General features: G+C 44.9%; 20 protein-coding genes. 5 read left to right on the forward strand and 15 right to left on the reverse strand.

The annotated features are described in order from the left end of the window. The first annotated feature begins 178 nt into the window (after positions 1 to 178). Together TOI97_RS04775 and TOI97_RS04780 are read left to right on the forward strand one after the other, a co-directional pair. Complete coding sequence (locus TOI97_RS04775; protein WP_321552977.1) at positions 179 to 817, forward strand: peroxiredoxin; 639 nt, start codon at positions 179 to 181, stop codon at positions 815 to 817. A gap of 64 nt (positions 818 to 881) precedes the next feature. Continuing rightward, entirely contained in the window at positions 882 to 1,454 is a 573-nt protein-coding gene (locus TOI97_RS04780) for an RBBP9/YdeN family alpha/beta hydrolase (protein WP_407651313.1), read from the forward strand. 348 nt (positions 1,455 to 1,802) lie between these two features. Here the strand turns inward: TOI97_RS04780 and TOI97_RS04785 are convergent, their stop codons facing one another. From TOI97_RS04785 to yaaA, 8 genes are all read right to left on the reverse strand, one after another. Then, positions 1,803 to 2,633, reverse strand: coding sequence for a polyphosphate kinase 2 family protein (locus TOI97_RS04785; protein WP_321552978.1), 831 nt, complete (start codon positions 2,631 to 2,633; stop codon positions 1,803 to 1,805). A 1-nt stretch (position 2,634) separates the two neighbouring features. After that, on the reverse strand, positions 2,635 to 3,642 hold the full coding sequence (gene yejK, locus TOI97_RS04790) for a nucleoid-associated protein YejK (RefSeq protein ID WP_321552979.1): 1,008 nt from the start codon (positions 3,640 to 3,642) through the stop codon (positions 2,635 to 2,637). An 81-nt stretch (positions 3,643 to 3,723) separates the two neighbouring features. Continuing rightward, complete coding sequence (locus TOI97_RS04795) at positions 3,724 to 5,052, reverse strand: TAXI family TRAP transporter solute-binding subunit (protein WP_321552980.1); 1,329 nt, start codon at positions 5,050 to 5,052, stop codon at positions 3,724 to 3,726. 26 nt (positions 5,053 to 5,078) lie between these two features. Beyond that, complete coding sequence (locus TOI97_RS04800; protein WP_321552981.1) at positions 5,079 to 6,500, reverse strand: sigma-54-dependent transcriptional regulator; 1,422 nt, start codon at positions 6,498 to 6,500, stop codon at positions 5,079 to 5,081. Between the two features lie 40 nt (positions 6,501 to 6,540). Next, entirely contained in the window at positions 6,541 to 9,513 is a 2,973-nt protein-coding gene (locus TOI97_RS04805) for a sodium:solute symporter family transporter (RefSeq protein WP_321552982.1), read from the reverse strand. Further along, positions 9,497 to 9,673 carry a hypothetical protein gene (locus TOI97_RS04810; RefSeq protein WP_321552983.1) on the reverse strand — a complete coding sequence of 59 codons (177 nt, stop codon included), beginning with the start codon at positions 9,671 to 9,673 and terminating at the stop codon, positions 9,497 to 9,499. The genes TOI97_RS04805 and TOI97_RS04810 overlap by 17 nt, the downstream gene beginning before the upstream one ends. Positions 9,674 to 9,746: 73 nt before the next feature. Next, the gene (locus TOI97_RS04815) at positions 9,747 to 10,211 is read right to left on the reverse strand and encodes a multidrug transporter (RefSeq protein ID WP_321552984.1); all 465 of its coding nucleotides are present in this window, start codon (positions 10,209 to 10,211) and stop codon (positions 9,747 to 9,749) included. Positions 10,212 to 10,214: 3 nt separating this feature from the next. Beyond that, positions 10,215 to 10,994 (reverse strand): peroxide stress protein YaaA, encoded by a 780-nt coding sequence (gene yaaA, locus TOI97_RS04820; protein WP_321552985.1) that lies wholly within the window; start codon positions 10,992 to 10,994, stop codon positions 10,215 to 10,217. Between the two features lie 181 nt (positions 10,995 to 11,175). On the opposite strand from yaaA, the gene hrpA reads away from it, so the two are divergent. After that, positions 11,176 to 15,087 carry an ATP-dependent RNA helicase HrpA gene (gene hrpA / locus TOI97_RS04825; protein WP_321552986.1) on the forward strand — a complete coding sequence of 1,304 codons (3,912 nt, stop codon included), beginning with the start codon at positions 11,176 to 11,178 and terminating at the stop codon, positions 15,085 to 15,087. Between the two features lie 432 nt (positions 15,088 to 15,519). On the opposite strand, the gene alaC is transcribed toward hrpA, so the two are convergent. Then, positions 15,520 to 16,752 carry an alanine transaminase gene (gene alaC, locus TOI97_RS04830; RefSeq protein ID WP_321553070.1) on the reverse strand — a complete coding sequence of 411 codons (1,233 nt, stop codon included), beginning with the start codon at positions 16,750 to 16,752 and terminating at the stop codon, positions 15,520 to 15,522. Between the two features lie 83 nt (positions 16,753 to 16,835). Next, positions 16,836 to 17,978 carry an MFS transporter gene (locus tag TOI97_RS04835; protein ID WP_321552987.1) on the reverse strand — a complete coding sequence of 381 codons (1,143 nt, stop codon included), beginning with the start codon at positions 17,976 to 17,978 and terminating at the stop codon, positions 16,836 to 16,838. 239 nt (positions 17,979 to 18,217) lie between these two features. Between TOI97_RS04835 and TOI97_RS04840 the strand changes: the two genes are divergently transcribed. After that, on the forward strand, positions 18,218 to 18,499 hold the full coding sequence (locus tag TOI97_RS04840) for a DUF1883 domain-containing protein (protein ID WP_321552988.1): 282 nt from the start codon (positions 18,218 to 18,220) through the stop codon (positions 18,497 to 18,499). A gap of 8 nt (positions 18,500 to 18,507) precedes the next feature. On the opposite strand, the gene TOI97_RS04845 is transcribed toward TOI97_RS04840, so the two are convergent. The 3 genes from TOI97_RS04845 to TOI97_RS04855 all read right to left on the reverse strand — a co-directional run bounded on the left by TOI97_RS04845 (position 18,508) and on the right by TOI97_RS04855 (position 23,428). Next, the gene (locus TOI97_RS04845) at positions 18,508 to 19,428 is read right to left on the reverse strand and encodes a ZIP family metal transporter (RefSeq protein ID WP_407651314.1); all 921 of its coding nucleotides are present in this window, start codon (positions 19,426 to 19,428) and stop codon (positions 18,508 to 18,510) included. A 153-nt stretch (positions 19,429 to 19,581) separates the two neighbouring features. After that, complete coding sequence (gene acnB, locus TOI97_RS04850; RefSeq protein WP_321552989.1) at positions 19,582 to 22,191, reverse strand: bifunctional aconitate hydratase 2/2-methylisocitrate dehydratase; 2,610 nt, start codon at positions 22,189 to 22,191, stop codon at positions 19,582 to 19,584. A 376-nt stretch (positions 22,192 to 22,567) separates the two neighbouring features. Continuing rightward, a complete protein-coding gene (locus TOI97_RS04855) occupies positions 22,568 to 23,428 on the reverse strand; it encodes a universal stress protein (RefSeq protein ID WP_321552990.1) in 861 nt (286 codons plus the stop codon). 157 nt (positions 23,429 to 23,585) lie between these two features. Between TOI97_RS04855 and miaE the strand changes: the two genes are divergently transcribed. Beyond that, on the forward strand, positions 23,586 to 24,227 hold the full coding sequence (miaE, locus tag TOI97_RS04860; protein ID WP_321552991.1) for a tRNA-(ms[2]io[6]A)-hydroxylase: 642 nt from the start codon (positions 23,586 to 23,588) through the stop codon (positions 24,225 to 24,227). Here the strand turns inward: miaE and TOI97_RS04865 are convergent. Both TOI97_RS04865 and TOI97_RS04870 read right to left on the reverse strand, forming a co-directional pair. Further along, on the reverse strand, positions 24,196 to 24,948 hold the full coding sequence (locus TOI97_RS04865; protein ID WP_321552992.1) for a UDP-2,3-diacylglucosamine diphosphatase: 753 nt from the start codon (positions 24,946 to 24,948) through the stop codon (positions 24,196 to 24,198). The two genes, miaE and TOI97_RS04865, sit on opposite strands and share 32 nt — an antisense overlap. Then, positions 24,945 to 25,439 (reverse strand): peptidylprolyl isomerase, encoded by a 495-nt coding sequence (locus TOI97_RS04870; RefSeq protein WP_321552993.1) that lies wholly within the window; start codon positions 25,437 to 25,439, stop codon positions 24,945 to 24,947. Before TOI97_RS04870 ends, TOI97_RS04865 begins: the two co-directional genes overlap by 4 nt. Positions 25,440 to 25,487: the final 48 nt, after the last annotated feature.

Consider the following 25,487-nt stretch of genomic DNA (forward strand, 5'->3'; position numbering starts at 1 on the left):
AGATGGCAGTTATGCCTTGACACATGTGTTTAAGTGTTGGGACGGCTGGTATGGGTTTATAGTACTTGATTGCGCTATATTCTTTTTTTGAATATGTAAATTGATTTATATTCTTTTTAGTTTTTATAGATGTGTTGCATAGTACTCATCAACAACTTAATGACTGAGGAATAGTTCAATGGCAATTCAACTTGGCGATATCGCTCCCGATTTCCAGCAAGACTCCAGTGAGGGTGTCATTCGTTTTCATGAGTGGTTAGGAGAGAGTTGGGGAGTACTTTTCTCACATCCAGCAGACTTCACTCCAGTGTGCACAACGGAGTTAGGTTTCACTGCTAAGCTTAAGGATGAGTTTGCAGCACGCAATGTGAAAGCCATTGCATTGTCTGTGGATCCGGTTGACTCGCACCATAAGTGGATTAAAGACATCAACGAAACACAAAACACCCAAGTGAACTTCCCTATCTTGGCTGATGATGATCGCAAGGTATCGAATCTATACAACCTGATTCATCCAAATGCAGATGATACTTTAACGGTACGGTCACTTTTCATTATTGATCCGAATAAGAAAGTGCGCCTGACCATTACATATCCAGCCAGTACGGGTCGTAACTTCCATGAGATTTTGCGTGTGATTGATTCTTTGCAACTGACTGACAATTATAAAGTTGCTACACCTGCAAACTGGGAGGATGGTGAGGAGGTTGTGATTGTACCTTCGATTCAAGATAAGGCTGAATTAGAAGAGCGTTTTCCCAAAGGTTACCGTGCGGTGAAGCCTTATTTACGTTTAACTCCACAACCGAATCGTTAACAGGTTTTGACTGCGGAGTAACTGTTTGCTGTGCGGTCTCACTGGATGGATAAGGAGTGCACTGATGCCTCATTCAACTCGATATCTGATTGTTCCAGGTTGGCAAGGATCGCCAGCAGAGCATTGGCAGTCTCATTGGCAAAAGGTTTTGCCAGATTGTAGTCGTGTTGAGCAGAAGGACTGGATGCTGCCTAATCGTCAGGCATGGATTGCAGAGCTGGAGTGTCAAATAGCCAAGGATCGGCGTCCAGTGATTTTAATAGCTCATAGTTTAGGCTGTGTTACTGTGGCTTTATGGGCGGCGCAGGCTGCTCCAGCTTTATTGCAGCAAGTACAAGGTGCTTTATTAGTTGCACCTGCTGATGTGGAGCGACAAGACTGTCCCGAGCCTTTGCGTAACTTTGCTCCGATCACAGAAAAGCCTCTGCCTTTTCCAGGCTTTGTAGTGGGTTCCAGTAATGATCACGCAGCAACTGCGCAGCGAGCTCTACAGTTTGCTCATTGGTGGGGGTGTGATTCAGTTATTTTGCCGCAAGCAGGGCATATTAATGTGGATTCAGGGTTTCACCGCTGGGAGCAGGGCTTTAACTGGCTTTATAAGCTACAAGAGCGTGCTGATTATCAGCATATTGCCTAAGTTTTTGGACAGAAATTTGGAGCTTGAGTCGGGATGATTAATTTAAGCGAGGTAGTTTGTGGACGAGTTTTTGACAGTGCACGATACGTTCATAGCACAAATTAATTCGTCGCTATTAATGTTGTATCAACTATCGGGGATATCACAGGACTGCATTCGTAATTTCAATCACCCTATTTTAGATTTTTAGGGGTACTGTCATCAGCGAAACAAACCCTGTTATAAAAATGCTGTTCATCTAGTGCATGATTCTTCTAAGGCTTTTCCACCGCCTCTTTAGTTTTTTGTTGTTCTTCTAAACGCCAGTAATCAGCCACCAAGTCTAGCGAGGGAGAGAAAACTAATGAGTTAGCCAGCGGGTGACCATGGTTCGTCGAGATCCTCTACATTAAAGGGCAGTTTTGGTTGTGGCCAATGTAAGTTTAATTGTTCAAACTTTTGTGCAATGAGACTGCAGAATAATAGATTTCTTACGGGTTTGTTATTGGCTGGCAATATATACCATGGGTGGGTAGTGGTTGAGCTGTGTTTAAAAGCTTGATTCCAGTTATTTTGAATGTATTCAAACTGCTGATGGCCTGAAAGATCTGCTTCAGATATCTTCCAGTGTTTTTCTGGGTTTACAAAGCGCTGTTGCAGACGACTTTTTTGTTCGTCTTTTGAGACATGTAGATACATCTTTATGAGATGGATATGGCGTGAGGACAGTTCATCTTCAAACTCAAAGAGCTGTTGTAACCGTCCTGAAGCCTGGCTTTCGTTAATATAACCATCGGCTAAATCGCTCACTAAACCTTCATAAGGGGTGCGATTAAATATGGTAAGGACCCCTGGAGTTGGTAGCTTTTCACGAAACCTCGTTAAAAAGTTATCACGCCGTTGTTGCTCAGTAGGTTTTTGAAAATCACTGACACGCACACCTTGAGGGTTTAGCCCACGTAAACTGTTACGTATCACGCCATCTTTGCCTGAGCAGTCAGGGCCTTGTAACCAGATTAAAATAGCAGGGCCTGAGTTGGCCCAAAGTAATTGTTGTTGGCGGTCCATGGTCGTGCGTAAAGCTTTTAAACGTTTATCGCACTCGCGTAAAGTCAAACCAAAATTACGTCCAGGATCGAGATTCAATCCTGTTTTGGGATTATAGATGCATTCATTAAGTAGCGTGTCAGCTAAGCGCATATCAGTCCTTATTTCGCAGTAGTTGATCTTTGAGTTTGGTCGGTAGTTGACGAATGATCAACATATCGCGCTCTTCATCATATTCAACTTTAGAACCCAATAAGTGTGAATCAAAGCTAATGGAAAGTCCTTCTGCACGTCCTGTAAAGCGACGAAATGCAGTTAATGTGCGTTTGTCAGCAGGAAACTCAGGTGATAGTCCGTAATCTTTATTACGGATGTGGTTATAGAATGCTTGTGGATTGTCTTCGTCTAGGACTTCAGATAAGCCTTCAATATTGACCACTTCACCGCGGCGTGACTGTTCGTTGGCGTAGCGGGTTAAAGTATCAGTTTTTTCTCGTGCTTGTTCTTCTGGCAGGTCTTCGGTTTCAACGTAGTCGCTGAAGGCTTTGAGTAAAGTACGAGTTTCGCTAGCGCCATCAACGCCTTCTTGGCAGCCTAAAAAATTACGAAAACCATCAATGATTTTCTTGCCATTTTTACCTTTTAAGTAAGAAATATATTGTTTGGATTGACTGTTGTTTTTCCATTCAGATAGGTTGATCCGCGCTGCGAGGTGCAGTTGGTTGAAGTCTAAGTGGCGTGCAGTGTGGATGTCTAAATCCTGTGTTACTGCCATACCTTCATTATGCTGTAATACTGCGATGACTAAATGCTCGGTTGTGCCTTGTTGGTAATGAGCAAAGAGTAGGTGGCCTGACAAGCTGATATTGGCTGTTTCAAGGTGTTTTTTTAGATGTTCGATTGCTTGATGAGTGAAACTTGCGAAATCTAATTTTTCAGATAGGTAGTCACGGAGCCAGCCTTGCATGGGCCACTCAGTACTTTCAGTTTGAAAAAAACCCCAAGCTTTACTAGGTTTGGAGTTGTAGTTGTCATTTAAGTCAGCCAATACATGCTGCACATCACTGGAGTTGGGGAGCACGTTTTCACGGGTTTTCAGTGTGCTTGGACTGTCATCAGGTTTTTTATCAATAAAATGAACTATGCAGTTATGAATCGACATGCTGTTTATAACCTTTACTTTATATAATAAAGCCGCGCCATATTGCGTGCAGATTGTTGTAAGGCGCTAAGCAAGGGAGAGTTAGACCGTGGAGTGTGCAGCTTTTAGATTCTGTAGACGTTTTAGGACAAAACCTACATGTAAATGAAGCTCGTACAGCTCGTTAGTATATGACAGGGGCACTTCCACTTTAGCTAGCTCTTCTTGCAAGTCGTGTAGGCGCTGAATTTCCTCATCAATATGTTCAGGTAAGGTAAAGTTATTGAAGCGTTGGTCCACATCACGCAGATATTTATACCAGCGATAGATACGTGCTCGAATACGCCAACGGTAAATAGGGCCTGCCACTTTAAATAAAGGGAATAGCAACATTAGTAAAGGGATCACTAAGATGATATAGCGATCTGCTAATGAAGCGATCCTAAAGGGTAGGTAGCGCTGCAGAAGTGGTAAGCCTTTAGTATGGAAGTATTCTGCTTCGGTTAACGTTGAGAATTCGTGAGGAAAATTTTGTGGCCATGTGCCTGGAGCATCAATCAAGGTGCCAGCACTCATGACTTCTTGGGCTGCGGCTAAGATTAATGCGGTTAATGCAGGGTGAAAGTTTTCATTAGCCATGAGCATTGCAGCTGGGCCTAAGGTGACGATATCTTGGTGCGGCTGATTTGTGGCAAGGTTCAATAAGCCTTGAGGAACTTCGATTTGACTTAAAAAAGGGAGGCGAGCTCGGTATGCTGCAGCTTGATTAAAACTGACTAACTGCAACTCGGGATGGCTGGCGGCTTCTTTAATCAATGCGCTTTCTGCAGAGCCCAAAAAAAACGCAGCGTCCAGTTCATTGTTCAGTAGTTGTGTCAATGCTTTTTTACCACTGTAAGTTTGCCATTGTTCAGGCAACTCTTGACTATCATATTTATTGGCTTGTAGCAGTGGATCAACTACCATACGGATACCGCCTTGGTTTGAGCCAACTGCAGTGCGAAGTGCCAACAAATCATTTAGGGTGTTGATATAGATGCCTGAGCGGGAAAATAACCAAAGGGGTTCTTGGTAAATCGCGCCTAAGTTGTATAGAGCCTTGCGCTCTTGCAGTGTCATATCCAGTTCTTGACCGCTTTGCATCAGAGCTAAATTTACACCACTATTTTCATCGAGTAGTCGCTCTGCATTTTCTCGTGAGCCGCTGCTGTTAATTAGCTTCAGTTCAAAACCTTCTTTAGCTAATTCGGCTTTGAGTTTTTCGCCAAACAAAGCATATCCGCCTCCAGCAGCTCCTGTACTCATGGTTGCATGCATGGGAGGGGGGGGCGCTACAAAGTAAAATAGTGCTGTAACCAAAGCAGCTAATACTGGCACTAACCATAGGTTAGCGCGGATCATAATCGAGAGGTCTTTGAGGATACGGTTCATGGACATTCCTTGATCGGCTGGTAGTTTTAGGTATCGGAAGCTTTACGGCGCGGAATACCAAAACGCTGACGACGTTCCCACAAACATTTACGGCTAATGCCTAATTTTCGTGCTAAGTCAGTTTCTGTCATGTGATCTTGGTGCTCAAGTACAAAGTGCTGGAAATAGTCTTCTAGCGACAGCTCATTGGCGGCAGCCTCTGTTTCAGCTGCTTTACGCTCCTCTGCTTCTGCAGCTTTCTTTTCTTGGTGTGCAGCATCGCGCTCGTCTTTTTCTTCAGCTAAGTTCACATCAATGCCCATGAGCTCGGTGGTTACTTGGTTTTCTTCGCACAAAATGACTGCGCGTTCTAAAGAGTTTTCGAGCTCACGAACATTGCCTGGCCAACTGTATTTGAGCAGCGCTTTTTTAGCTTGCTCGGTAAAGCTCATAGGTGCTTTACCCATACTTTCGCATTGACGAGCCAGTAAGGTTTCTGCAATTTCAATGACGTCGTTGTCTCGGTCACGTAAAGCTGGGAGATGCAGGGCAATAACATGTAAACGGTAATATAAATCTTCGCGAAAGCCTCCAGTTTTTGATAAACCTTTTAGGTCACGGTGAGTGGCGGCAACTAAGCGTACATCGACTTTCTTCGATTGTACTGAGCCAACTCGACGGATTTCACCTTCCTGCAGTACGCGTAATAAACGTGCTTGTGCTTCGAGAGGAAGCTCGCCAATTTCATCTAAGAACAAGGTGCCACCATCAGCGGCTTCCACCAAACCAGCACGGGCAGTGGCGGCTCCAGTAAAGGCGCCTTTCTCATGACCAAATAGCTCGGATTCAATAAGGGTTTCAGGAATGGCTGCGCAGTTTACCGAAATCATTGGTGCTTTAGCGCGATCTGAGAGGTTATGGATGGCACGGGCGACCAACTCTTTACCAGTACCCGACTCACCTTGAATCAGAACGTTAGAGTTTGTGGGCGCCACTTTGCGAATTTTACTGTATAGGGCTTGCATTTTGGCACTACTGCCAATGATGCCAATATCGGAGTTATCAATGACTTCGACAGCGTTGCTTGTTTGCACATCATTAGGTATGTCAACGCTTTGTTGGTGGTCTTGAATAATACGAGCAACAGTTTGCAACATCTCAGCGTGATCAAAAGGTTTAGCAATATAATCAATAGCACCTAACCGCATTGTATCGACCGCAGACCTTAGACTGGCATAGCTAGTCATAATAAGCACCGGGCGAGGCGCTGCGAGTCGGATCATTTCTGTACCTGGAGCCCCTGGTAAACGTAAATCGCTAATCACTAAATCAAATGATGTGATGTCGTGTTGCTCTTGTGCTTCTTGAACAGAACCTGCCTCGCTCACTTTGTATTGACTGCGTTCAAGTAAACGACGTAAAGCCGAGCGAATAATGGGTTCATCTTCAACAATCAAAATATGATGCATTGTCACTCTCTATAAACATTCAGTAAGTCGAGTTGTTTGCTCATGGCGATCCTTTAGATATTGGTGCGGAGGCTAGAGTATGGCGAGGTAAGCTGATACGGAAGCGTGTGCCGCGCTGCAACTCAAGATCAGCAGGACTGTCAACTTGGATATCGCCGTGATGCTCTTCAATAATCGAGTACACTAGCGCCAACCCAAGGCCGGTACCTTGACCAGGATCTTTTGTCGTAAAAAAAGGCTCAAATAAGTGCGTTAAGTTTGCCGGACTAATACCTGTGCCTTGATCTTCAATCGATAACTCTACCTGAGATTTGCTGGCGCTTGTACGGATATAAATCCGCCCGTTTTCTGGGCTAGCGTCGCGTGCATTCGATAGTAAGTTAATCAAGACTTGAACAAGGCGTTGAGGATCACCTAGGGTCCAGTATTGTGTATCGCATAGGTTGAAAAAGTTAACGCTTTTACCGAGCTTATTCAAACTAAGTAAATGTACAGCTTCACTAGCGACTTCAAATAGATTAACAGGTTCGTGAGTGTCTTGCTGCTGTTGACCTGAGTGAGAGAAGCTCATTAATGATTGAACAATGCGAGTCACACGCTTTGTTTGTTCAACAATTTGATCACTGATTTCGGCAATTTCAGGGTCAGCATCACGTTCGTAGCGTAAATTTTGTGCTAGGCAAGCGATGCCAGTAATAGGGTTGCCAATTTCGTGAGCAACGCCTGCTGCCAAGCGGCCAATGGAGGCAAGACGTTCGGAGTGCATTAGCTTGTCTTCAAGAATGCGGGTTTTGGTTGCATCTTCAACAAGTAAGACTAAGTCTCCGGTGCCTGGGGAGGCTGTTTCGCCAATGGCTGCTTTGTGTAAATTTAACCAGCGTGATTCATAGGTGCTGTGTAATGCGTGTTTATATAAATGAGCGCTACTGCCTTGGGTAAAATGAGTGAGTAGCTCGCGCCAAGGTTCATCAATTGTATTCAGACGAGAACCAACAACTCTTGATGCTGCGATACCTGTTAGATCTTCTAAGGCACGATTCCACATAAGAATTTCATTGTCTTTGGCCAGTGAGCATACGCCCATAGGCAAGTCTTGGAGGGTTTGTCGGTGGTAGCGCCGCAAGGTGTCTAACTCTGCAGCTAAACCTGTGAGACGCGACTTATAATCCTCAAGGCGCGTCTCAATAAAGTGAATGTCACTATTAATGTAGTTATTTGTGTCAGTTTTGAAAGGGAGGAAAGTGTCGACTAAATCTTGAGCGACACTGGGCCCCATTAAACCTGATAGGTTGGCTTTAATGCGTTCACGAATACGACGTAAAGCAAAAGGGCGTTTTTCATCAAATGGAAATTGTAGATCTTTTAATGCTTTTTCTACCTCTCTTTGCGCCGTTACAGCACCTAGGGGCTTAGCCAATTCCGTTGCAAGCTCTTGTGGATTGTTGGCATACAGCTCGTGTCGATGTTCTGCTTGACGGGTATTGCTGACTACGCAGGCTCGTGCGGCACTTTTTTCTTCAGCACTGGTGCGTGTCAATAAGGATACGAGAGTTAACAGGAGGCAGTTGACTGTTAAAGCAACAGTAATGGATAGGTGCCATTTATCACCATTGAATACATGCGTGTAATCAAGGATTGGAAAGTAAACGTCTTGGATATTGCTTAGCATGGGTAATAGCATGCCTGCGGCCCAAATTAAAAGGCCCGCTATAGTGCCGCTAAGAAAACCATAGCGGTTGGCTTTGCGCCAGTACAGAGCGCATAGAACGCCAGGTAAAAATTGCAGTGCAGCAAAGAAGGCAACTAGACCGAGATTGGATAGGTCTTGTTCGGAGCGCAATAGTAAATAAAAGCTATAACCAGCGAGGACTATGCCGACAATTAAGATGCGGCGTGCCCACTTTAACCAACGGTAAATATTGCCTTCTGCTGGAGGTTGGTAAAGGGGTAATACTATATGATTCATGACCATACCTGACATGGCTAGAGTAAGGACAATGATGACTCCGCTGGCTGCGGAGAGTCCTCCCATAAAACCAAGTAGGGTCAAGCGCTCACTGTCCAGTGCGAGTCCTATGCCTAAAGTAAAATATTCAGGGGAGGTTGGTGCGCTCAACTTTAAGCCGGCCCATAGAATAGGCAGGATGGGTAGGCTCATGAGTAGTAGGAACAGTGGTACACCCCAACTTGCAGTAATCATCGCACGGCGGTTAAGGTTCTCGGTAAATGTCATGTGGTACATGTGTGGCATGGCAATGGCTGAAGCGAAGAACAAGAGCAATAAGGTACGCCAAGGGCCTTCTTCGAGAGGCCGTCTAAGATTGTCTAATACATCTGGATTGCTGTTCAGCCAGTGATCGAGTCCACTGGGGCCATCAAACACTATAAAAAGTGCATAGGCCCCTATAGTTAATAATGCAACAAGCTTTACCAGTGATTCAAACGCAAGAGCAAAGACGAGCCCGTGGTGTTTTTCACGATTGGTTATATGTCGAGCACCAAATAAAATTGAAAATAAAGTGATTAAAATACAAAAGGCGAGAGCGACAAGATCTTGAATTGGCTTACCTGTGATGATGCTGATGGTATCAGTCACCGATTGAATCTGTAGAGCGAGTAAAGGTAAAGCGGCTAAGAGCATGCCTAGTGTAGTAATTGCACCTACCCAGCTACTTCTGAAGCGAAATGCAAGCAGGTCAGCTAAAGAGGAGAGCTGGTGAGTTCGCGTGAGCCGCAAAATAGGATAAAGCAGCACTGGAGCTAATAAAAAAGCACCGGATATACCTAAATAGATGGCGAGGAAGCCGTAGCCGTATTGGTGGGCTAAACCAACTGAGCCAAAAAAAGCCCAAGCACTGGCGTAAACACCCAATGACAAAATATAGGTTAATGGGTGGCGAACGATCCATCCTGGTACCCAGCCACGCTCTGTGGCCCAGGCAACGCCAAAGAGTGTGAGTAGATAGGTGGCGCTGATAAAAATCAGCTGACTTAGACTAAAGCTCATCAGCATCGTCTCGGCTTTGTAAGATGAAAGTGATCCCAATGAGGATCAGCCATAACAAGTATGGGCGATACCAAAGACTATCTGCTGACGTCCACCATTGCATAATGGCAGGTGAAAACAGATAAATACCAACAACTAAAATAAGAACCAAACGGTAAATATACATGTGACCACTCAATAACTAAGCGTCACCGATGGTAACCAAGCACGTGGCAATCTGCCACAGTTAATTTGTAATTCTAGCGAATGAATTGCCCTTGGCGACGTTCAATTCGGAACTCAAGGGTGCTAGCTCGGTAGCCTGGTCGCAATGTTGGTAATGGTTGGCAGGACTGCCACTGGGTATTAGGTGCTAATGGACTTGCGCTGCTGTAATGGAATTCAGCGTACAGTGTTTGCACGAGGTTAATGCTTTCTCCGGGGCGATAGGCTGCGATACGCCATTTTAAATCTTTTAATGCACGATCACTGTTGTTACGTATTTGCACAAGTATTGGTGTGTCAGGTGAACATGTATTGGGCGCATAGCTGATATCCATCTCCAAGCGATCGAGTCGCTGCTGATTGGCGCGCTCATCTATAATTAACCAGATGGCAATGCTACCCAGTACAGTTAATATAGGAACGCCAATAGCTAAGGTACGTGCAGGGTAGCGTAGAAGTAAGCCAAGCCAAGTTAAAGGTATTAAAGCAGGCGGTAGCATGAATTAACCCTCGGGGTGATCGCGCAAAAAGACCAAGTGGTTTGCTTTGGATTCGTCTGCGCTGAAGTAATAACCGTGCTCGGTAAAGTTTTTAAGTGCTTCCAGTGAATCAACTTTGTTTTGTATGACATAGCGGGCCATAACGCCACGTGCTTTTTTTGCATAGAAGCTGATGATTTTATATTGTCCGTTTTTAAAATCTTTAAAATCCACATTAACTAAAGTCGCCTTAAGCAGCTTAGGTTGTACTGCTTTGAAGTATTCGTTGGATGCTAAGTTGAGCAATACATTAGCTTTTTGTTCAGCAAGGCACTGGTTGAGAGACTGGGTTAAACGATCACCCCAAAACTCATATAGGTTTTTGCCTTGGGCATTTTCTAATTTGGTGCCCATTTCTAGGCGGTAAGGCTGCATTAAGTCTAGTGGTCGTAAAACACCGTATAGGCCAGATAAAATGCGTAAATATTTTTGTGCGTACTGAAAGTCTTCAGCTGTTAAAGTTTCTGCCTCTAAGCCCGTGTAGACATCACCTTTAAAAGCTAAAATTGCTTGGCGTGCATTGTCTGGGCTGAAGTTAGGTTGCCATTCGGTAAAGCGTGCCACATTAAGACCAGCCAGTTTGTCAGAGAGCTTCATTAACTCTGCTAGCTGGTTAGGAGAGTATTGGCGTAGGATCTCGATGAGCTGAGCAGACTGCTCTAGAAATCTGGGTTGGCTGTATTCTTTAGTCGTTAGGGGGCTTGTATAATCCAGCGTTTTTGCTGGTGAAATGACCATAAGCATAAAGTTAAGATCCTTGTAATACGACTGCTGAGTAAAGTGTCAATAAGCTAATAGGTGGATAATATGCTTGAGTATACTAGCTATCGGCAATATAGGCGTGCACCTCTATGCAAATGAGCAGCAAATATGATGTAAACCTGCGACAATAGACAGCTCAATATTGGATATTTATTAGTCGTTAATGAGCAAACAATTTAACCAGAATTTATTACTTGAGCAAATTAAGCAGGCTAAAAGTGCAGATCAGCACCGGTTGCGCAGGCGTTTATTGGCAGTGCTCAAACAGTCTGATCACACCGATAGCTTAATGAAGTGGCAGCAGGATTTAGAGAGGTCCTGTCAGCAGGTGGAAAATCGCCGCTTGAGTATCCCACGGATCACTTACGATGATAGTTTACCCATTGCTGAGCATCGTGAAGCGATTAAAGAAGCGTTAGAGCAGCATCAGGTTTTAGTGATTGCTGGTGAGACAGGTTCGGGTAAAACTACGCAACTGCCTAAGCTATGTTTAGAGTTGGGTCGTGGTACTCATGGGTTAATTGGACATACTCAGCCGCGACGCCTTGCGGCACGTAGTGTTGCTTCACGCATTGCTGAAGAGTTGGGAACGCCCTTAGGTGAGTTGGTCGGTTATCAAGTGCGCTACGAAGATCAGAGTCACGCAGGCACTCTGATTAAGCTGATGACTGACGGCATTTTATTGGCGGAAACGGGGCGCGATCGCTTTTTACAGCGTTATGACACTATCATTATTGATGAAGCGCACGAACGTAGCCTGAATATTGATTTTCTATTGGGCTATATCAAACAGATTTTGCCTCGCCGTCCTGATTTGAAAGTCATTATCACTTCAGCGACCATTGATTTAGAGCGCTTTTCTAAGCACTTTAATGGTGCGCCTATTATTGAGGTGTCAGGACGTACCTATCCGGTTGAAACTTGGTACCGTCCATTACTGGCGAATAAAGACGAAGATGGCAATTTTTTAGAAGAAGACCTCAGTATTGATCAGGGGATTCTCAATGGCTTATTAGAAATCACTGACTATGAACGTCAACAGAAACGCTTGCCTGGTGATGTATTGGTGTTCTTACCCGGTGAGCGGGAAATTCGTGAATGTGCAGAGGTTTTACGTAAAGCTCAACTTAAGCATACTGAGATTTTACCCCTATATGCGCGTCTATCACCGAGCGAGCAGCAAAAGATCTTCCAAAGCAGTCCGGCGCGTAAAGTAATTTTAGCCACTAACGTGGCAGAAACTTCGCTAACTGTACCTGGCATTCGTTATGTGATTGATAGTGGTACAGCTCGTATCAGTCGCTACAGTTATCGGGCAAAAATTCAACGCCTGCCGATTGAGGCTATCTCCCGTGCCAGTGCTAATCAACGTCAAGGTCGTTGTGGGCGTGTTGAAGCTGGTATTTGTATTCGTCTTTATAGCGAAGAAGATTTTTTAGGGCGTCCTGAGTTTACCGATCCAGAGATTTTGCGCACTAACTTGGCCGCTGTTATTTTGCAGATGCTGCATTTACGCTTAGGTGCCATTGAGAATTTCCCTTTCATCGAGCCTCCTGAAAGTAAAGCCATCAGTGATGGCTTTAATGTGTTACAAGAGCTCAGTGCGGTCGATCGAAACAGTAAGCTGACTGATATTGGTAAACAGTTGGCCCGCTTGCCTATTGATCCACGAGTTGGTCGCATGTTGCTGGCTGCTGCAGATGAGGGTAGCTTGCGCGAAATGTTGATCGTGGCCAGTGCTTTATCTGTGCAAGACCCACGTGAACGCCCAACAGATCAACAGCAAGCTGCGGATCAGGCTCACGCAGTCTGGAAAGATCCAGATTCAGATTTTGCCGTATTGGTTAACATCTGGCGTAACTTTGAAGAACAACGTTTAGCCTTGGGTAGCTCTGCATTGCGCCGTTGGTGTCGACAGAACTTTCTGAACTATTTGCGCATGCGTGAATGGCGCGATGCTCATCGTCAATTGACTTTAATTTGCCGTGATTTGAAGCTGCCTTTTAACGAGCAGCCGAGTAGCTATGAACAGCTGCATAAAGCATTATTGGCTGGCTTACTCAGTCAAATTGGGCAGAAAACTGAAGACAATGACTTTTTAGGTGCACGCCAACGTCGCTTCCACATTCATCCTTCGAGTACTTTAGGGCGTAAACGTCCACAATGGTTGATGGCTGCTGAACTGGTGGAAACCAGTCGTTTGTTTGCTCGTTTAGTGGCAAAAATTGAACCAGAGTGGGTGGAAAAACTGGGTGGACATTTAATTAAGCGCGCTTATCTAGAGCCGCACTGGGAAAAACGTCGCGGTCAAGTGGTAGCTTATGAACAAGTGACTTTGTACGGCCTGATTATTATTGGTCGCCGTGCGGTACATTATGGCCCAATCGAACCTGCTTTGAGTCGTGAAACCTTTATTCGTGAAGGTTTGGTGGCGAATGAAATCCTCAGTCGCGCTCATTGTTTAAAAGCCAATCGTCAACTATTAAAAACCTTAGATAAGCTCGAAGCTAAGGCGCGTCGCCGCGATATTTTAGCGGATGAAGATGCTTTATTTGATTTTTATGACAAACATTTACCGGACAATATTTATCAAACTGCTAGTTTTGATCGGTGGTATAAGCGTAATAGTGAGAAAAAACCTCGGTTGTTGTTAATGACCGAAGAGGACGTGCTAGCACGGGATGCCACAGAAATTACGGAGAATCAGTATCCTGACACTTTAACTTGGCAAGATATTAAATTACCTCTTACTTATCATTTTGAGCCTGGACATGTACGTGATGGCGTTACGGTTACTATTCCAGCGCCTTTATTAGCACAAGTGCCTGAAGCAGCATTACAGTGGCTAGTACCGGGCCTGCTGGCGCAACGTTGCGTTGCTATGGTGCGAAATTTGCCTAAATCTGTGCGTAAAAATTTTGTTCCAGTGCCTGATTTTATTGCTGCAGCACTTGAGGGAATGCCCTTTGCTCAAGGGACATTGGCGGAAGAGTTAGGTCAGCAATTACTGCGTATGACAGGTGTACGAGTCAGTGAAGCACTCTGGCAAGAAGCCATTGCTCAGCTCGATGAGCATTTGAAGATGAATATCAAAGTGGTGGATGCCAATGGTAAGCATCTTGGTGAAGGTCGTGACCTCAATGAGTTGCGTGCACGCTTTTCAGGTGCTAGTCAAAAAGCATTGGCTGAACTCAAACAAACACAAAGCGAGCAGACGCAAGTTAGTGGTGAGGCATTTGAGATTGCTGAACAAAGTACTCATAAGATTGCGGGTATGGCGATGACGGTTTACCCAGCCTTGGTTGATTGTAATGGTGAGGTGCAAGAGGGGCGTTTTTCCACTCAGCAGCAGGCGGAACAAGAGCACCGTCGAGCTTTGCAGCGATTACTGGTGAAGCAATTACCGGAGCAAGCTAAATATTTGCGCAATAAGATGCCTATGCTAACGGAAATGGCTTTACTCTACCGTGACTTAGGCAGTATTGAAGCTCTGACAGAAGATATTTTGTTGGCCAGTGTTGATCGTTGTATGTTGCAAGATTTAAAGGTGCTGCCGAGAAGTGCTGAGGTTGTTGCTGAGTTGGCTCAGCGTAAACGAGGTGATTTGGTTGGTGTGGCAGAGCATTTAGCCCGCACTGTATTATTAATATTGCAGCACTGGCATGAGATTAAAAAATGTTTAAAAGGGCGCATTGATTTGTCCATGGCAGTTGCGCTCAATGATGTTAAAACACAGCTTGCAGGATTACTCTACAGTGGATTTATTCGTAATACACCCGCGCGCTGGTTGCAGGAGTATCCACGTTATTTAAAGGCTGTAGAGCAGCGCTTACAGAAGTTACCTGGGCAGATACAGCAGGACCGTGTATGGACTCTTGAGCTCAACAGTTATATGGAGCAACTGAAAAAGCGTCAAGAGAAGCATGCTAAGGAAGGTAAGTTTGATGAGCATCTAGTTTTGTACCGGTGGATGCTGGAAGAATACCGTGTTTCGCTATTTGCTCAGCAATTAGGTACTCAAGTACCTGTCTCAGATAAACGTTTAAGCAGGCAATGGAGTTTGGTCGGCGATTAGTGGGTTGTCCGCAGTGTGTTCCGTGCGCACTTGCGGGGCAACTTTTGGCAGACAGTACGATGTACCGCAATTGAGTATGTCGTGCACCATGATTGGCTTAAAAACGAGTCGTTTAAATTAACGTGGTTTAATGATGTCAGACACTTTGCTTGGGTCTGTTCTAAGTGAGAGGTAAGCTATTTTTGCCGAGATCTTGGATGCAAACTCACTATAGTGCAGCAGGCTAGGAATAAAGCTCAAATCAAAACCATTCACGCTAAGATTGCTGGCAATGGAAAAGATGTATTGCACATATTGATTTAAACCATCATACACTGGTGTGCATTTATATATAAACCTTTTTAAAATCCTTTCATTAACTTAAAGATTGATAGTAAACAAGAAGTGAGAAGGAGAGCTACATCGCAGTTTCAGCGATGTAGCGGGGTGGTTTTAATCAATTAAGCCGTCTGCGCGGAACATTGCTTTAATGCCACGCAATGCTTGACGTGATCGATCTAGATTTTCAATCAATGCAAAACGCACATAGTCATCACCATAGTCACCAAAACCAATGCCTGGTGATACGCTAATCTTAGCTTCAGCTAGTAGCTTTTTAGAAAACTCCAATGAGCCTAAATGTGCATAATACTTGGGAATCTTTGCCCAAATGTACATCGAGGCTTTGGGTTTATCGACCATCCAGCCCAACTCATGCAGGCCTTTGACCATTAGGTTGCGGCGTTGGCGGTATTGTTCAGCAATATCTAATACGCATTGTTGGTCACCTTCTAATGCGGCAATAGCTGCCACTTGTACGGGCGTGAAAGAACCATAGTCGTGATAGCTTTTTATGCGGGCTAAAGCACTGACTAACTCGTGGTTGCCCACCATAAAACCTACACGCCAGCCTGCCATATTGTAGCTTTTCGACAAAGTGAAAAACTCAACAGCTACATCGCGCGCGCCTTTAACTTGCATAATTGAGGGGGCTTGCCAACCATCGTAAACAATATCGGCATAGGCTAAATCATGAATTACAATAATATTGTGTTGCCGTGCTAGAGCCACTACACGTTCAAAGAAATTTAATTCGACACACTGGGCTGTAGGGTTGGATGGAAACCCAAGAATAATCATCTTGGGTTTGGGAATGGATTCGCTAATGGCCTTTTCTAATTCAGCAAAGAAGTCTACTCCAGAAATTAGCGGCACAGAGCGTACTTGTGCACCGGCAATAACTGCACCATAAATATGAATCGGATAACTTGGGTTAGGTACTAACACCATATCACCTTGATCTAGAGTAGCGAGCATCAAGTGTGCTAGGCCTTCTTTAGAGCCTATCGTGACAATAGCTTCATTTTCTGGATCCAGCTCCACCGCATAGCGTTTTTTGTACCAATTGGTTATAGCGCGACGCAAACGAGGGATGCCTCTGGAAGTAGAGTATCCATGAGTATCACCACACTGCACGACCTGTACTAGCTTGTCGACAATATGGGGTGGAGTGGAGCCATCGGGATTTCCCATGCTGAAGTCAATAATATCTTCACCGCGCCGGCGTGCTGCCATCTTCAATTCGGCTGTGATATTAAATACATAAGGAGGTAAGCGATCGATACGTGAAAAGCGTCGTGGTAGGTGAACATCTGTCATAAAAACCTCAGAAACGTAAGCGCCCAGAACCGTCTGAGCGACGTTGACCCAAGGGTGAGTCAAGCTGATCAAGTTACGCCTAGCATCGCTTCTGAGCGAGAGGAAAATGTTTATTTAAAGCGAGGACCACAAGCTGCCACCACGAGCAAGGCGCCGGCCACCACAGTAAATGCAATACTTAACGAGCTATAATGAGCTACCACACCCATCATTGCAGGGCCGGCTAGTACGCCAGCAAAACCGATAGTGGTAGCTGCGGTGATGGCTAAATGAGGTGGCATATGGGTTTGCTTATTTAAGGTAGAAATTAATACTGGTGAAACATTTGCACTGCCCAACCCGCATAGAGCATAGCCAATTAAAGCAATGCTCCAATGTGGGCTTACAATACTTAAAACAATGCCGCTGGCAGCAATTAAACCACCTCCAACTAAGACACGTACGCGCCCTAAAGATTCTACAATGGCATCACCTAAAAACCTGCCGGTAGCTACCAATACTGCAAAGCTTGCATAACCCAAGCCGGCTTGTGCTGTGGCAATCTGTTTTTCTTCAATTAAAAATAATGCGCTCCAGTCTAAAATTACTCCTTCAGCTAAATAGACAATAAAACACATCAAACCAACTAAAAAAATCCAGCTGTTAGGCCAGATAAATGTATCTTGACTGCGTAAGGTGCGCTCATCTAAATAACCTTTAAAGGCAAACAGTGAAAGTATGAGCATCAGACTTATGACACATAAAGTGCTGAGCAAAGCTGATAGCCCAAGCATGAGTAGGGCGGTCATTAAGATTGAGCCAACAATAGTACCCAAGCTAAACATGCCGTGAAAATTCGACATCATGCTGCGGTTAGCGCGGTGCTCAATGCTTAAACCTTGGACGTTTAAAATAACATCGAGTACACCCATCGAACCACCAAATAAAAATAACGCAAATCCGAGTATCCAAAGGGATGTAGCTGTGGCTACAGTTAATAAAGCACTGAGTAAAATTAATGTAATGACCACTAAGCAATGCCGTATGCTACAGCGATTGGTCAGGGCAGCAGAGGTCGGCATGCAAGTGAGCGAACCGATACCAATACATAGCAGCATTAAGCCAAAAGTGGCATCGTTCATTGGTGTTTTTAACCGAACATAAGGTACCAAGGGTGCCCAGACAGATAAGCCTATACCAACAATAAAATAACCAATACGTGATGCGATAATATTTAACAGCAGTGAATCAGGATGTGCTTTTGTAGCAGACATGGCGTCATAACTCTTAGAAAGTGAATAAATAGTTTCCTAAAAGAGCAATCACCATAAATACAGAATGCCGTGGTCAAAATTACTCGGCAGCCAGGCGTGCTGCATGGAGTGAAATGTGTGCATGTTCTTTATCATTCAGTTTGTAGCCAAAGAATAGAAGGGATGAGCAGGTTTGCCATGTAATTCATTAGAGCTAACATGCTATATTACGCCCAAATAATTTAACTGTGATAAGTATTATGAAGTTTGTACATCATCGCGAGTTTTTAAATGAAGACGACACTGTTGTGATTCATTGCTCGAAAACATGCAATATCCGTCTTATGAATGATCGTAATTTCCGAAGCTATAAAAATGGTGGACGCCATACCTATTACGGTGGTGCTTTTGAGGATTTTCCTGCGCGTATTAAAGTGCCCAGTACGGCTAACTGGAACATAACGATTGATACGATGAACCATAAAGGCATCAGTACGGAGTTTACCCATAAACTTAAAATCATTCGAAACAAGAGTAAGTAACCTTATTCTTAGCCCAGTGCTGTATCTAGAAACATCATCATTGCAAAACCAAGCATTAAGCCTGTAGTAGCTACGGCTTGATGGTTATTGCGATGAGTTTCTGGAATTACTTCATGGCAGACAACAAAAATCATCGCGCCTGCGGCTAAACCCATACTTAAGGGGTAAGCTAAGACAATACTGTTTGATATAGTAAAACCTAGTACTGCCCCTAGTGGTTCGAGCAAGCCTGATGTGCCGCCAATTAAAAAAGCTTTTCTTGATGTTAATCCCGCGCTTCGCAAGGCTAGAGCAACAGCAAAGCCTTCAGGAATATCTTGAATTACAATAGCTAGAGTTAAGGGTAAGCCAATTTTTAATTCACCATGAGTGAAGGAAATGCCAATGGCCATGCCTTCTGGTAAATTGTGTAGTGCTATGGCAAAAACAAACAGCCAAACTCCGCTGAGTCGTTGACATTCAGCCCCACACAAAACCTCATTGGTTGAGCCATGCGGTGTAAAATAGTCTAAGCCTAACATCATGATAGTGCCTAGGCCTAAACCTGTGGCGACAATACCTGCCGCTAAAAAGCGTTGATCAAGTATTTCTTGCGCTGTTTCTATACCCGGTAAAATTAAAGAAAAGGCGCTGGCCGCGAGCATCATTCCTGCAGCGAATCCCAACAGGCTATCTTGCGTACGTAGGCTGCTTGTACGGGTAAAGAAAATTACCGCTGCACCTAGAGTAGTGGCAATCAATCCTGCGAACCCACCACTGAGGGCATAATAGAAGTGCTGGAGGTGAACACCTTTATAGGTGGACACGACTAAAAGTCCGGTGATGATCAAGATGATGGTGGCAAAGCTTAAGCTCAGCCAGGGTCGGTCACGAGCTTGCGCGCGCCACGCCATCATAAGTTCTTGTTGGGCTTTGTGTTGTGTCGGCATGACTCTAGAGATCTCTTTTGTATTGTTCATTGAGTGTACGAGACTCTAAGGTAATAGAACAACTGGGAGGTGGTCTGGAGGGAGGAATGAAGTTATGTAGAAACAAAAATGCCCCACATATGGTGGGGCATTTTTTAGTGCGTTGACTCTAAATTAAACTTCTAGCACAGGAATTGACGCGTTTGCGGCAGCTTCTGTGTAATTAGCCATTTGGTCAAAGCTCAAGTAGCGATAAACGTCGGCAGCCATGCTGTCGATGTCTTTTGCGTACTCAAGGTACTCTTCAACTGTTGGTAACTTACCAATGATTGAGGCAACAGCCGCAAGCTCAGCAGATGCTAAGAACACGTCAGTGTTATCACCTAAACGGTTAGGGAAGTTACGCGTAGAAGTAGAGACTACAGTAGTACCTGTTTCAACACGAGCTTGGTTACCCATGCACAATGAGCAGCCTGGCATTTCCATGCGAGCGCCAGCTTTTTCGTAGATATCGTAGTAACCTTCCTCAGTTAACTGGTACTGATCCATACGGGTTGGTGGAGCTAACCACAGACGAGTTGGCATCTTAGTATCAACTTTCTGTAATAATTTACCCGCTGCACGGAAGTGACCGATGTTAGTCATGCATGAGCCGATGAAAACTTCATCAATCTTACGGCCTTGAACTTCAGAGAGAAGGCGTGCATCGTCTGGGTCGTTTGGCGCGCACAGGATTGGCTCGTTGATTTCAGCTAAGTCGATTTCAATGACAGCAGCGTACTCAGCATCAGCGTCAGCTTCTAGTAGCTCAGGATTTTCTAGCCATGCTTCCATCGCTTGTGCACGGCGCTCGATTGTACGAGCATCACCATAGCCTTCACTGATCATCCAACGCAGCATAGTGATGTTCGAGCGTAGGTACTCGGCAATCACATCTTCAGGCAGCTTGATGGTGCAACCAGCAGCAGAACGCTCTGCAGATGCGTCAGATAGCTCGAACGCCTGCTCAACGGTTAGATCGTTAAGGCCTTCAATTTCTAGAATACGGCCGGAGAAGATGTTTTTCTTACCTTTCTTCTCGACAGTTAACAGACCTTCTTTGATTGCATAGTAAGGGATCGCGTGAACAAGATCACGTAAAGTGATTCCTGGCTTCATTTTACCCTTAAAGCGAACCAGTACTGACTCAGGCATATCCAGCGGCATAACACCAGTAGCTGCTGCGAAAGCAACCAAGCCTGAACCTGCAGGGAAAGAGATACCCAATGGGAATCGGGTATGAGAGTCACCACCAGTACCAACGGTATCAGGCAGTAACATGCGGTTCAACCAGCTATGGATGATACCATCGCCAGGACGCAGTGAGACACCGCCACGGTTCATGATGAAGTCAGGCAGAGTGTGGTGCGTGATTTCGTCAATTGGCTTAGGGTAGGCTGCAGTGTGGCAGAATGACTGCATGACGAGGTCTGCTGAGAAACCTAAGCATGCTAAGTCTTTTAGCTCATCACGGGTCATAGGACCTGTAGTGTCCTGTGAGCCAACGGTGGTCATCTTCGGCTCACAATAAGTGCCAGGGCGTACACCTTGACCCTCTTCTAAGCCACATGCGCGACCAACCATTTTCTGCGCAAGCGTAAAGCCTTTGTTACTACCTGCAGGTGGAACAGGCTTTTTGAATAAGTCTGATGGGCCCATGCCTAATTCTGCACGAGCTTTTTCAGTTAAGCCGCGACCAATGATCAATGGAATACGGCCGCCGGCACGAACTTCATCAAGCAGAACGTCAGTTTTTAATTCAAAAGTCGTAACCAGTTCATCAGAACCGTGGCGACGTACTTCACCTTTGTATGGGTAAACGTCAATAACATCGCCCATGTTTAAGTCGGTGCAATCGAACTCGATTGGTAGTGCGCCTGCATCTTCCATGGTGTTGTAGAAGATTGGAGCAATTTTAGTACCAAAGCAGAAACCACCAGCACGCTTGTTAGGGACGTTCGGGATGTCATCACCGAAGAACCATAATACAGAGTTGGTTGCTGACTTACGTGAAGAGCCTGTACCAACAACGTCACCAACATAAGCAACAGGGTAGCCTTTTGCTTTCAGCTCTTCCATTTGCTTGATTGGACCAATTGAACCAGGAACGTCTGGGTTGATGCCATCCCGCTCCATTTTTAACATGGCTAATGCATGCAAAGGAATGTCAGGACGTGACCATGCATCTGGAGCAGGGGACAGGTCGTCGGTGTTGGTTTCACCAGGTACTTTAAATACGCTTAAAGTGATTTTTTCTTCGAGTGCAGGACGGTTTTTAAACCACTCGCCTTCGGCCCAAGACTGCATTACAGCTTTAGCGTTAGCATTGCCTGCTTTAGCTTTCTCAGCAACATCGTGGAACGCATCAAACATCAGCAGGGTGTGCTTGAGTTCAGTAGCGGCCAACTCAGCTAACTCAGTGTTATCTAATAGACCAACTAGAGTTTCGATGTTGTAGCCACCTTGCATGGTGCCTAGCAACTTAACGGCGTGTGCTTTGTCAATCAGTGGTGAAGTGGCTTCACCTTTAGCAATTGCAGACAAGAAAGCAGCTTTAACATAAGCGGCTTCGTCAACACCCGCTGGTACGCGGTTCGTGATGAGGTCCAGTAGGAACTCTTCTTCGCCTGCAGGTGGGTTTTTCAGTAGCTCAACTAAACCAGAGGTTTGTTCGCTATCGAGAGGCTGAGGGACGATGCCCTGTTCAGCGCGTTCTGCTACGTGTTTGCGGTAGGCTTCAAGCACAGTATTTTATCCTCATCATTGGCCCCTAAACAGGAAGGGGCGCTTATCTGGAAGCTGTTTTCAAAGTTCACATAAACAAAGCAATGTTTGATTTTCATTGCTATTTACGCTGCAGCGCCGAGGGCTGTAGCCCATTACGCTTTGAAAACAGCCTCCATAGTTGGACATGGTTGCCTAAAATGGCGCGCTTATTCTATGCCACAAGCGCGCTAAAGTTAAGGGCAATAAGCATTTTAGCTAGAGTTTTACATGTTAGACCATGGGCTAGCATGAATTTTCAGCACTTTTATGACTAGACATGCTATGAATTCAGTACTGATCACTGCCATGCAAGTAGGATTTGCATGGCGGTGCAGTAAAGGTGGTTTCGATGATTTTACTTTTCAAGCTGTTTTTCTAAATGTTGGACCACTGATTGTGGCTTAAGAATCAGTACGTCTGTTTCAACTGCATCCAATACTACTTCAGCGGTGTTACCGATTAGTGCGCCTGAAATACCTGTGCGTGCAACTGTGCCAATGACAGTGACGACCGCATCAAGTTGCTTTGCCATTTCCGGAATCAATATATCTGCTGGGCCTTCTTTGATGTGCATTTGCTCATCTTCTAGCTCAAATTCCTTAACAAAATTGACACATTGCTCACGGTAGCGCGCTTCAATAGTTTCACGCAATTGGAAGGTTGGGTCAGAGGCTGAAAGCATTGGAGAAGGGTGGGCGCTAAAAATATGCATCGTTGCTTTGGCAATGCTGGCTACTTCATAGGCGCTACTGATTAGGTTGGCGTGGAGTGCCTTATGCTCTGAGCTACTGTTGCCGACATCGACAGCTACTAAGACAGTCCCTTCAGTCCAAGGGCGTTTGGTTTTGGCGATCAGTACTGGGGATGGGCAGTAGCGTAATAACTTCCAGTCATCGGGTGTCAATAAAGCTCGCTTGAAAGGGTTTTCGGGAAAGTGCTGTTTGATTACTAAGCCGCAGCCTTCAGCCTGTTGCACTTTAATAATGGTTTCGTAGAAAGACTCATGCCAAGCTTGCTGACTCGTGACTTCGTAGCCATCCTCTGTTAATTCTTGACTAACTCGCTCTAAGTATTGGCCATGCTCGCCACGCTTATCACATACTAAAAGGTGTAAGCGTGACTGTGTAACTCCAGCAATTAACTTGGCACGTTTAAGAGCGAGCTCTTCTGACTGGCTGGGGTTCATAACGACCAAAATGCTACCAATAGCTTGCATGTGTCTCTCCCTGTTGTTTCGAGTATAGAGATTTTAAGTCACAAGGATGCCAGTGTGCTTACTATAGAGTGTTGATACTTATCAATTCTAAGGCTAGCTGTTCTGCAGTTGCTCCGTATAATGGCCGCACATTTATGACTGTCTCTAGTGTGTATCTATGTTAATACCTGAAGTTGAAGCTTTTTTACAGTGTCAGACACCACAAAGTTGGATTGATTGTGCACTTGGGCATCCTGAAGAGCTCTTGCTTGATCATGCGAACTGTGAAAAGAAAGCCGCAGGCACGGCATTAAGTCTCATGTTTCGATATGCTGAGCGTGAAGACATGCAGCAGTACTTGTCTCGTTTGGCGCGAGAAGAGCTGCGTCATTTTGAGCAAGTGACGGCATTAATGAAAAAGCGAGGTATGCGCTACCGTCAGCTCAGTCCATCCAATTATGCAAAGCGCTTACAGAAACATATTGCTGCGCAAGAGCCAGATAAATTGATTGATACTTTAATCGTATTGGCATTTATTGAGGCGCGATCTTGTGAGCGCTTTTATCGTATCGCACCTTTTCTTGATGAGGAGCTTAGCCGTTTTTATACTTCATTATTGAAAGCAGAATCGCGTCATTTTGAAGGCTACTTAGATATGGCTAAGCGCTATGCGAAAAAGCCCATTGATGAACGAGTGGCTTTTTTTGCGCAAATAGAGAAAGAAGCAATTCTAACAGAAGATGCTGAGTTTCGATTCCATAGTGGCATCCCGCAGCCGCGAAAAGGCTCTAAGCGTCAGGTTCAGACAATACGGACTTGAATTTACTCTTAGGGAAAGACAGCGTTTTTAACGCAAAATCTGCTTGAGTGACTTGGAGAAACCAGCCTTGATTTTCCCAGTCACCGAGGACAATACGCCGTTTATTGTCAGTGAGATTGTGTACAGCAGGGCGGTGAGTATGACCGTGGATTAAAGTGCGCACTTGATGTTGTTGCATCACTTGCTCAACGGCTTCGGGGTTCACATCAGTAATATTCATGGCTTTCATGCGTGTACTGGTTTTGCTTTTTTGTCTTAAGTCACCAGCTAAGCGTTGTCGAGTGCGTAAAGGCAGGTGGCGTAAAACAAATAAAACTAACGGGTTACGCAGCACTTTGCGCAAACGAATATAACTGTGATCACTGGTGCATAGGCTGTCACCATGCATTAGAAGGACTTGCTCGCCTGCTAGGCTCACCAAACTTGGATCTTGAAGTAATTTGCATTGAGCCAGTTGACAGAATTTTTTGCCAATTAAAAAATCACGGTTACCATGCATCAGATAAATTTGGGTACCTTGTGTTGCAACTTGATGCAGTGCAGCAGCAATTGAGTGTTGAAATGGGGTCATGGCATCATCGCCAATCCATACTTCAAAAAAATCACCTAAAATATATAAAGCTTGTGCTTGCTGGGCATATTGTTCAAGAAACGCGAGGAACGCGCCGGTAATATCCGGGCGCTCCTCGTGCAGATGCAGATCAGAAATCAGTAGAATCACTCGATGATCTCGGCTTTTTCAATGATGACAGCGTCTTGAGGGACATCTTGATGGCCGTTTTTGCTGGTTGTAGTGACAGCTTTGATAGCATCCACAACCTCCATACCCTCAATAACTTCAGCGAATACAGCGTAACCCCAGCCTTGAATAGTCGGCGCGGTATGGTCTAGGAAATCGTTGTCTTGCACATTAATAAAAAACTGTGCTGAGGCAGAGTGAGGCTCCATAGTCCGAGCCATAGCTACAGTGCCTCTTTTGTTGGATAAACCGTTATTGGCTTCGTTTTTGATTTCTGTACGGGTGCTTTTTTGATTCATATCGGTGTCAAAGCCGCCCCCTTGGATCATGAAATTGCTGATCACACGGTGAAAGATAGTGTTGTCATAGTGTCCATCTTTCACATACTGAACAAAGTTGGCAACAGTCTCGGGCGCTTTATCCGCAAACATCTTTAGAGTAATAACACCGTAGTTTGTATGTAATTTAATCATTAAATCGATCCATAGAAGCTAAAAAGTCATAGACCTGTCAGAGAGGTG

It is taken from the genome of Denitrificimonas halotolerans, assembly GCF_034259425.1.
GTDB lineage: Bacteria > Pseudomonadota > Gammaproteobacteria > Pseudomonadales > Pseudomonadaceae > Denitrificimonas > Denitrificimonas halotolerans.

Bases quoted from the DNA above. Each gene is read 5' to 3' on its own strand.
- miaE (WP_321552991.1), top strand. From the start codon at position 23,586: ATGTTAATACCTGAAGTTGAAGCTTTTTTACAGTGTCAGACACCACAA.
- TOI97_RS04835 (WP_321552987.1), bottom strand. From the start codon at position 17,978: ATGTCTGCTACAAAAGCACATCCTGATTCACTGCTGTTAAATATTATC.
- yaaA (WP_321552985.1), bottom strand. From the start codon at position 10,994: ATGCTTATGGTCATTTCACCAGCAAAAACGCTGGATTATACAAGCCCC.
- TOI97_RS04815 (WP_321552984.1), bottom strand. From the start codon at position 10,211: ATGCTACCGCCTGCTTTAATACCTTTAACTTGGCTTGGCTTACTTCTA.
- yejK (WP_321552979.1), bottom strand. From the start codon at position 3,642: ATGTCGATTCATAACTGCATAGTTCATTTTATTGATAAAAAACCTGAT.
- TOI97_RS04855 (WP_321552990.1), bottom strand. From the start codon at position 23,428: ATGCAAGCTATTGGTAGCATTTTGGTCGTTATGAACCCCAGCCAGTCA.
- TOI97_RS04840 (WP_321552988.1), top strand. From the start codon at position 18,218: ATGAAGTTTGTACATCATCGCGAGTTTTTAAATGAAGACGACACTGTT.
- TOI97_RS04870 (WP_321552993.1), bottom strand. From the start codon at position 25,439: ATGATTAAATTACATACAAACTACGGTGTTATTACTCTAAAGATGTTT.
- TOI97_RS04775 (WP_321552977.1), top strand. From the start codon at position 179: ATGGCAATTCAACTTGGCGATATCGCTCCCGATTTCCAGCAAGACTCC.
- TOI97_RS04845 (WP_407651314.1), bottom strand. From the start codon at position 19,428: ATGCCGACACAACACAAAGCCCAACAAGAACTTATGATGGCGTGGCGC.
- TOI97_RS04795 (WP_321552980.1), bottom strand. From the start codon at position 5,052: ATGAACCGTATCCTCAAAGACCTCTCGATTATGATCCGCGCTAACCTA.
- hrpA (WP_321552986.1), top strand. From the start codon at position 11,176: ATGAGCAAACAATTTAACCAGAATTTATTACTTGAGCAAATTAAGCAG.
- TOI97_RS04810 (WP_321552983.1), bottom strand. From the start codon at position 9,673: ATGTATATTTACCGTTTGGTTCTTATTTTAGTTGTTGGTATTTATCTG.
- TOI97_RS04780 (WP_407651313.1), top strand. From the start codon at position 882: ATGCCTCATTCAACTCGATATCTGATTGTTCCAGGTTGGCAAGGATCG.
- TOI97_RS04800 (WP_321552981.1), bottom strand. From the start codon at position 6,500: ATGCATCATATTTTGATTGTTGAAGATGAACCCATTATTCGCTCGGCT.
- TOI97_RS04785 (WP_321552978.1), bottom strand. From the start codon at position 2,633: ATGCGCTTAGCTGACACGCTACTTAATGAATGCATCTATAATCCCAAA.
- TOI97_RS04805 (WP_321552982.1), bottom strand. From the start codon at position 9,513: ATGCTGATGAGCTTTAGTCTAAGTCAGCTGATTTTTATCAGCGCCACC.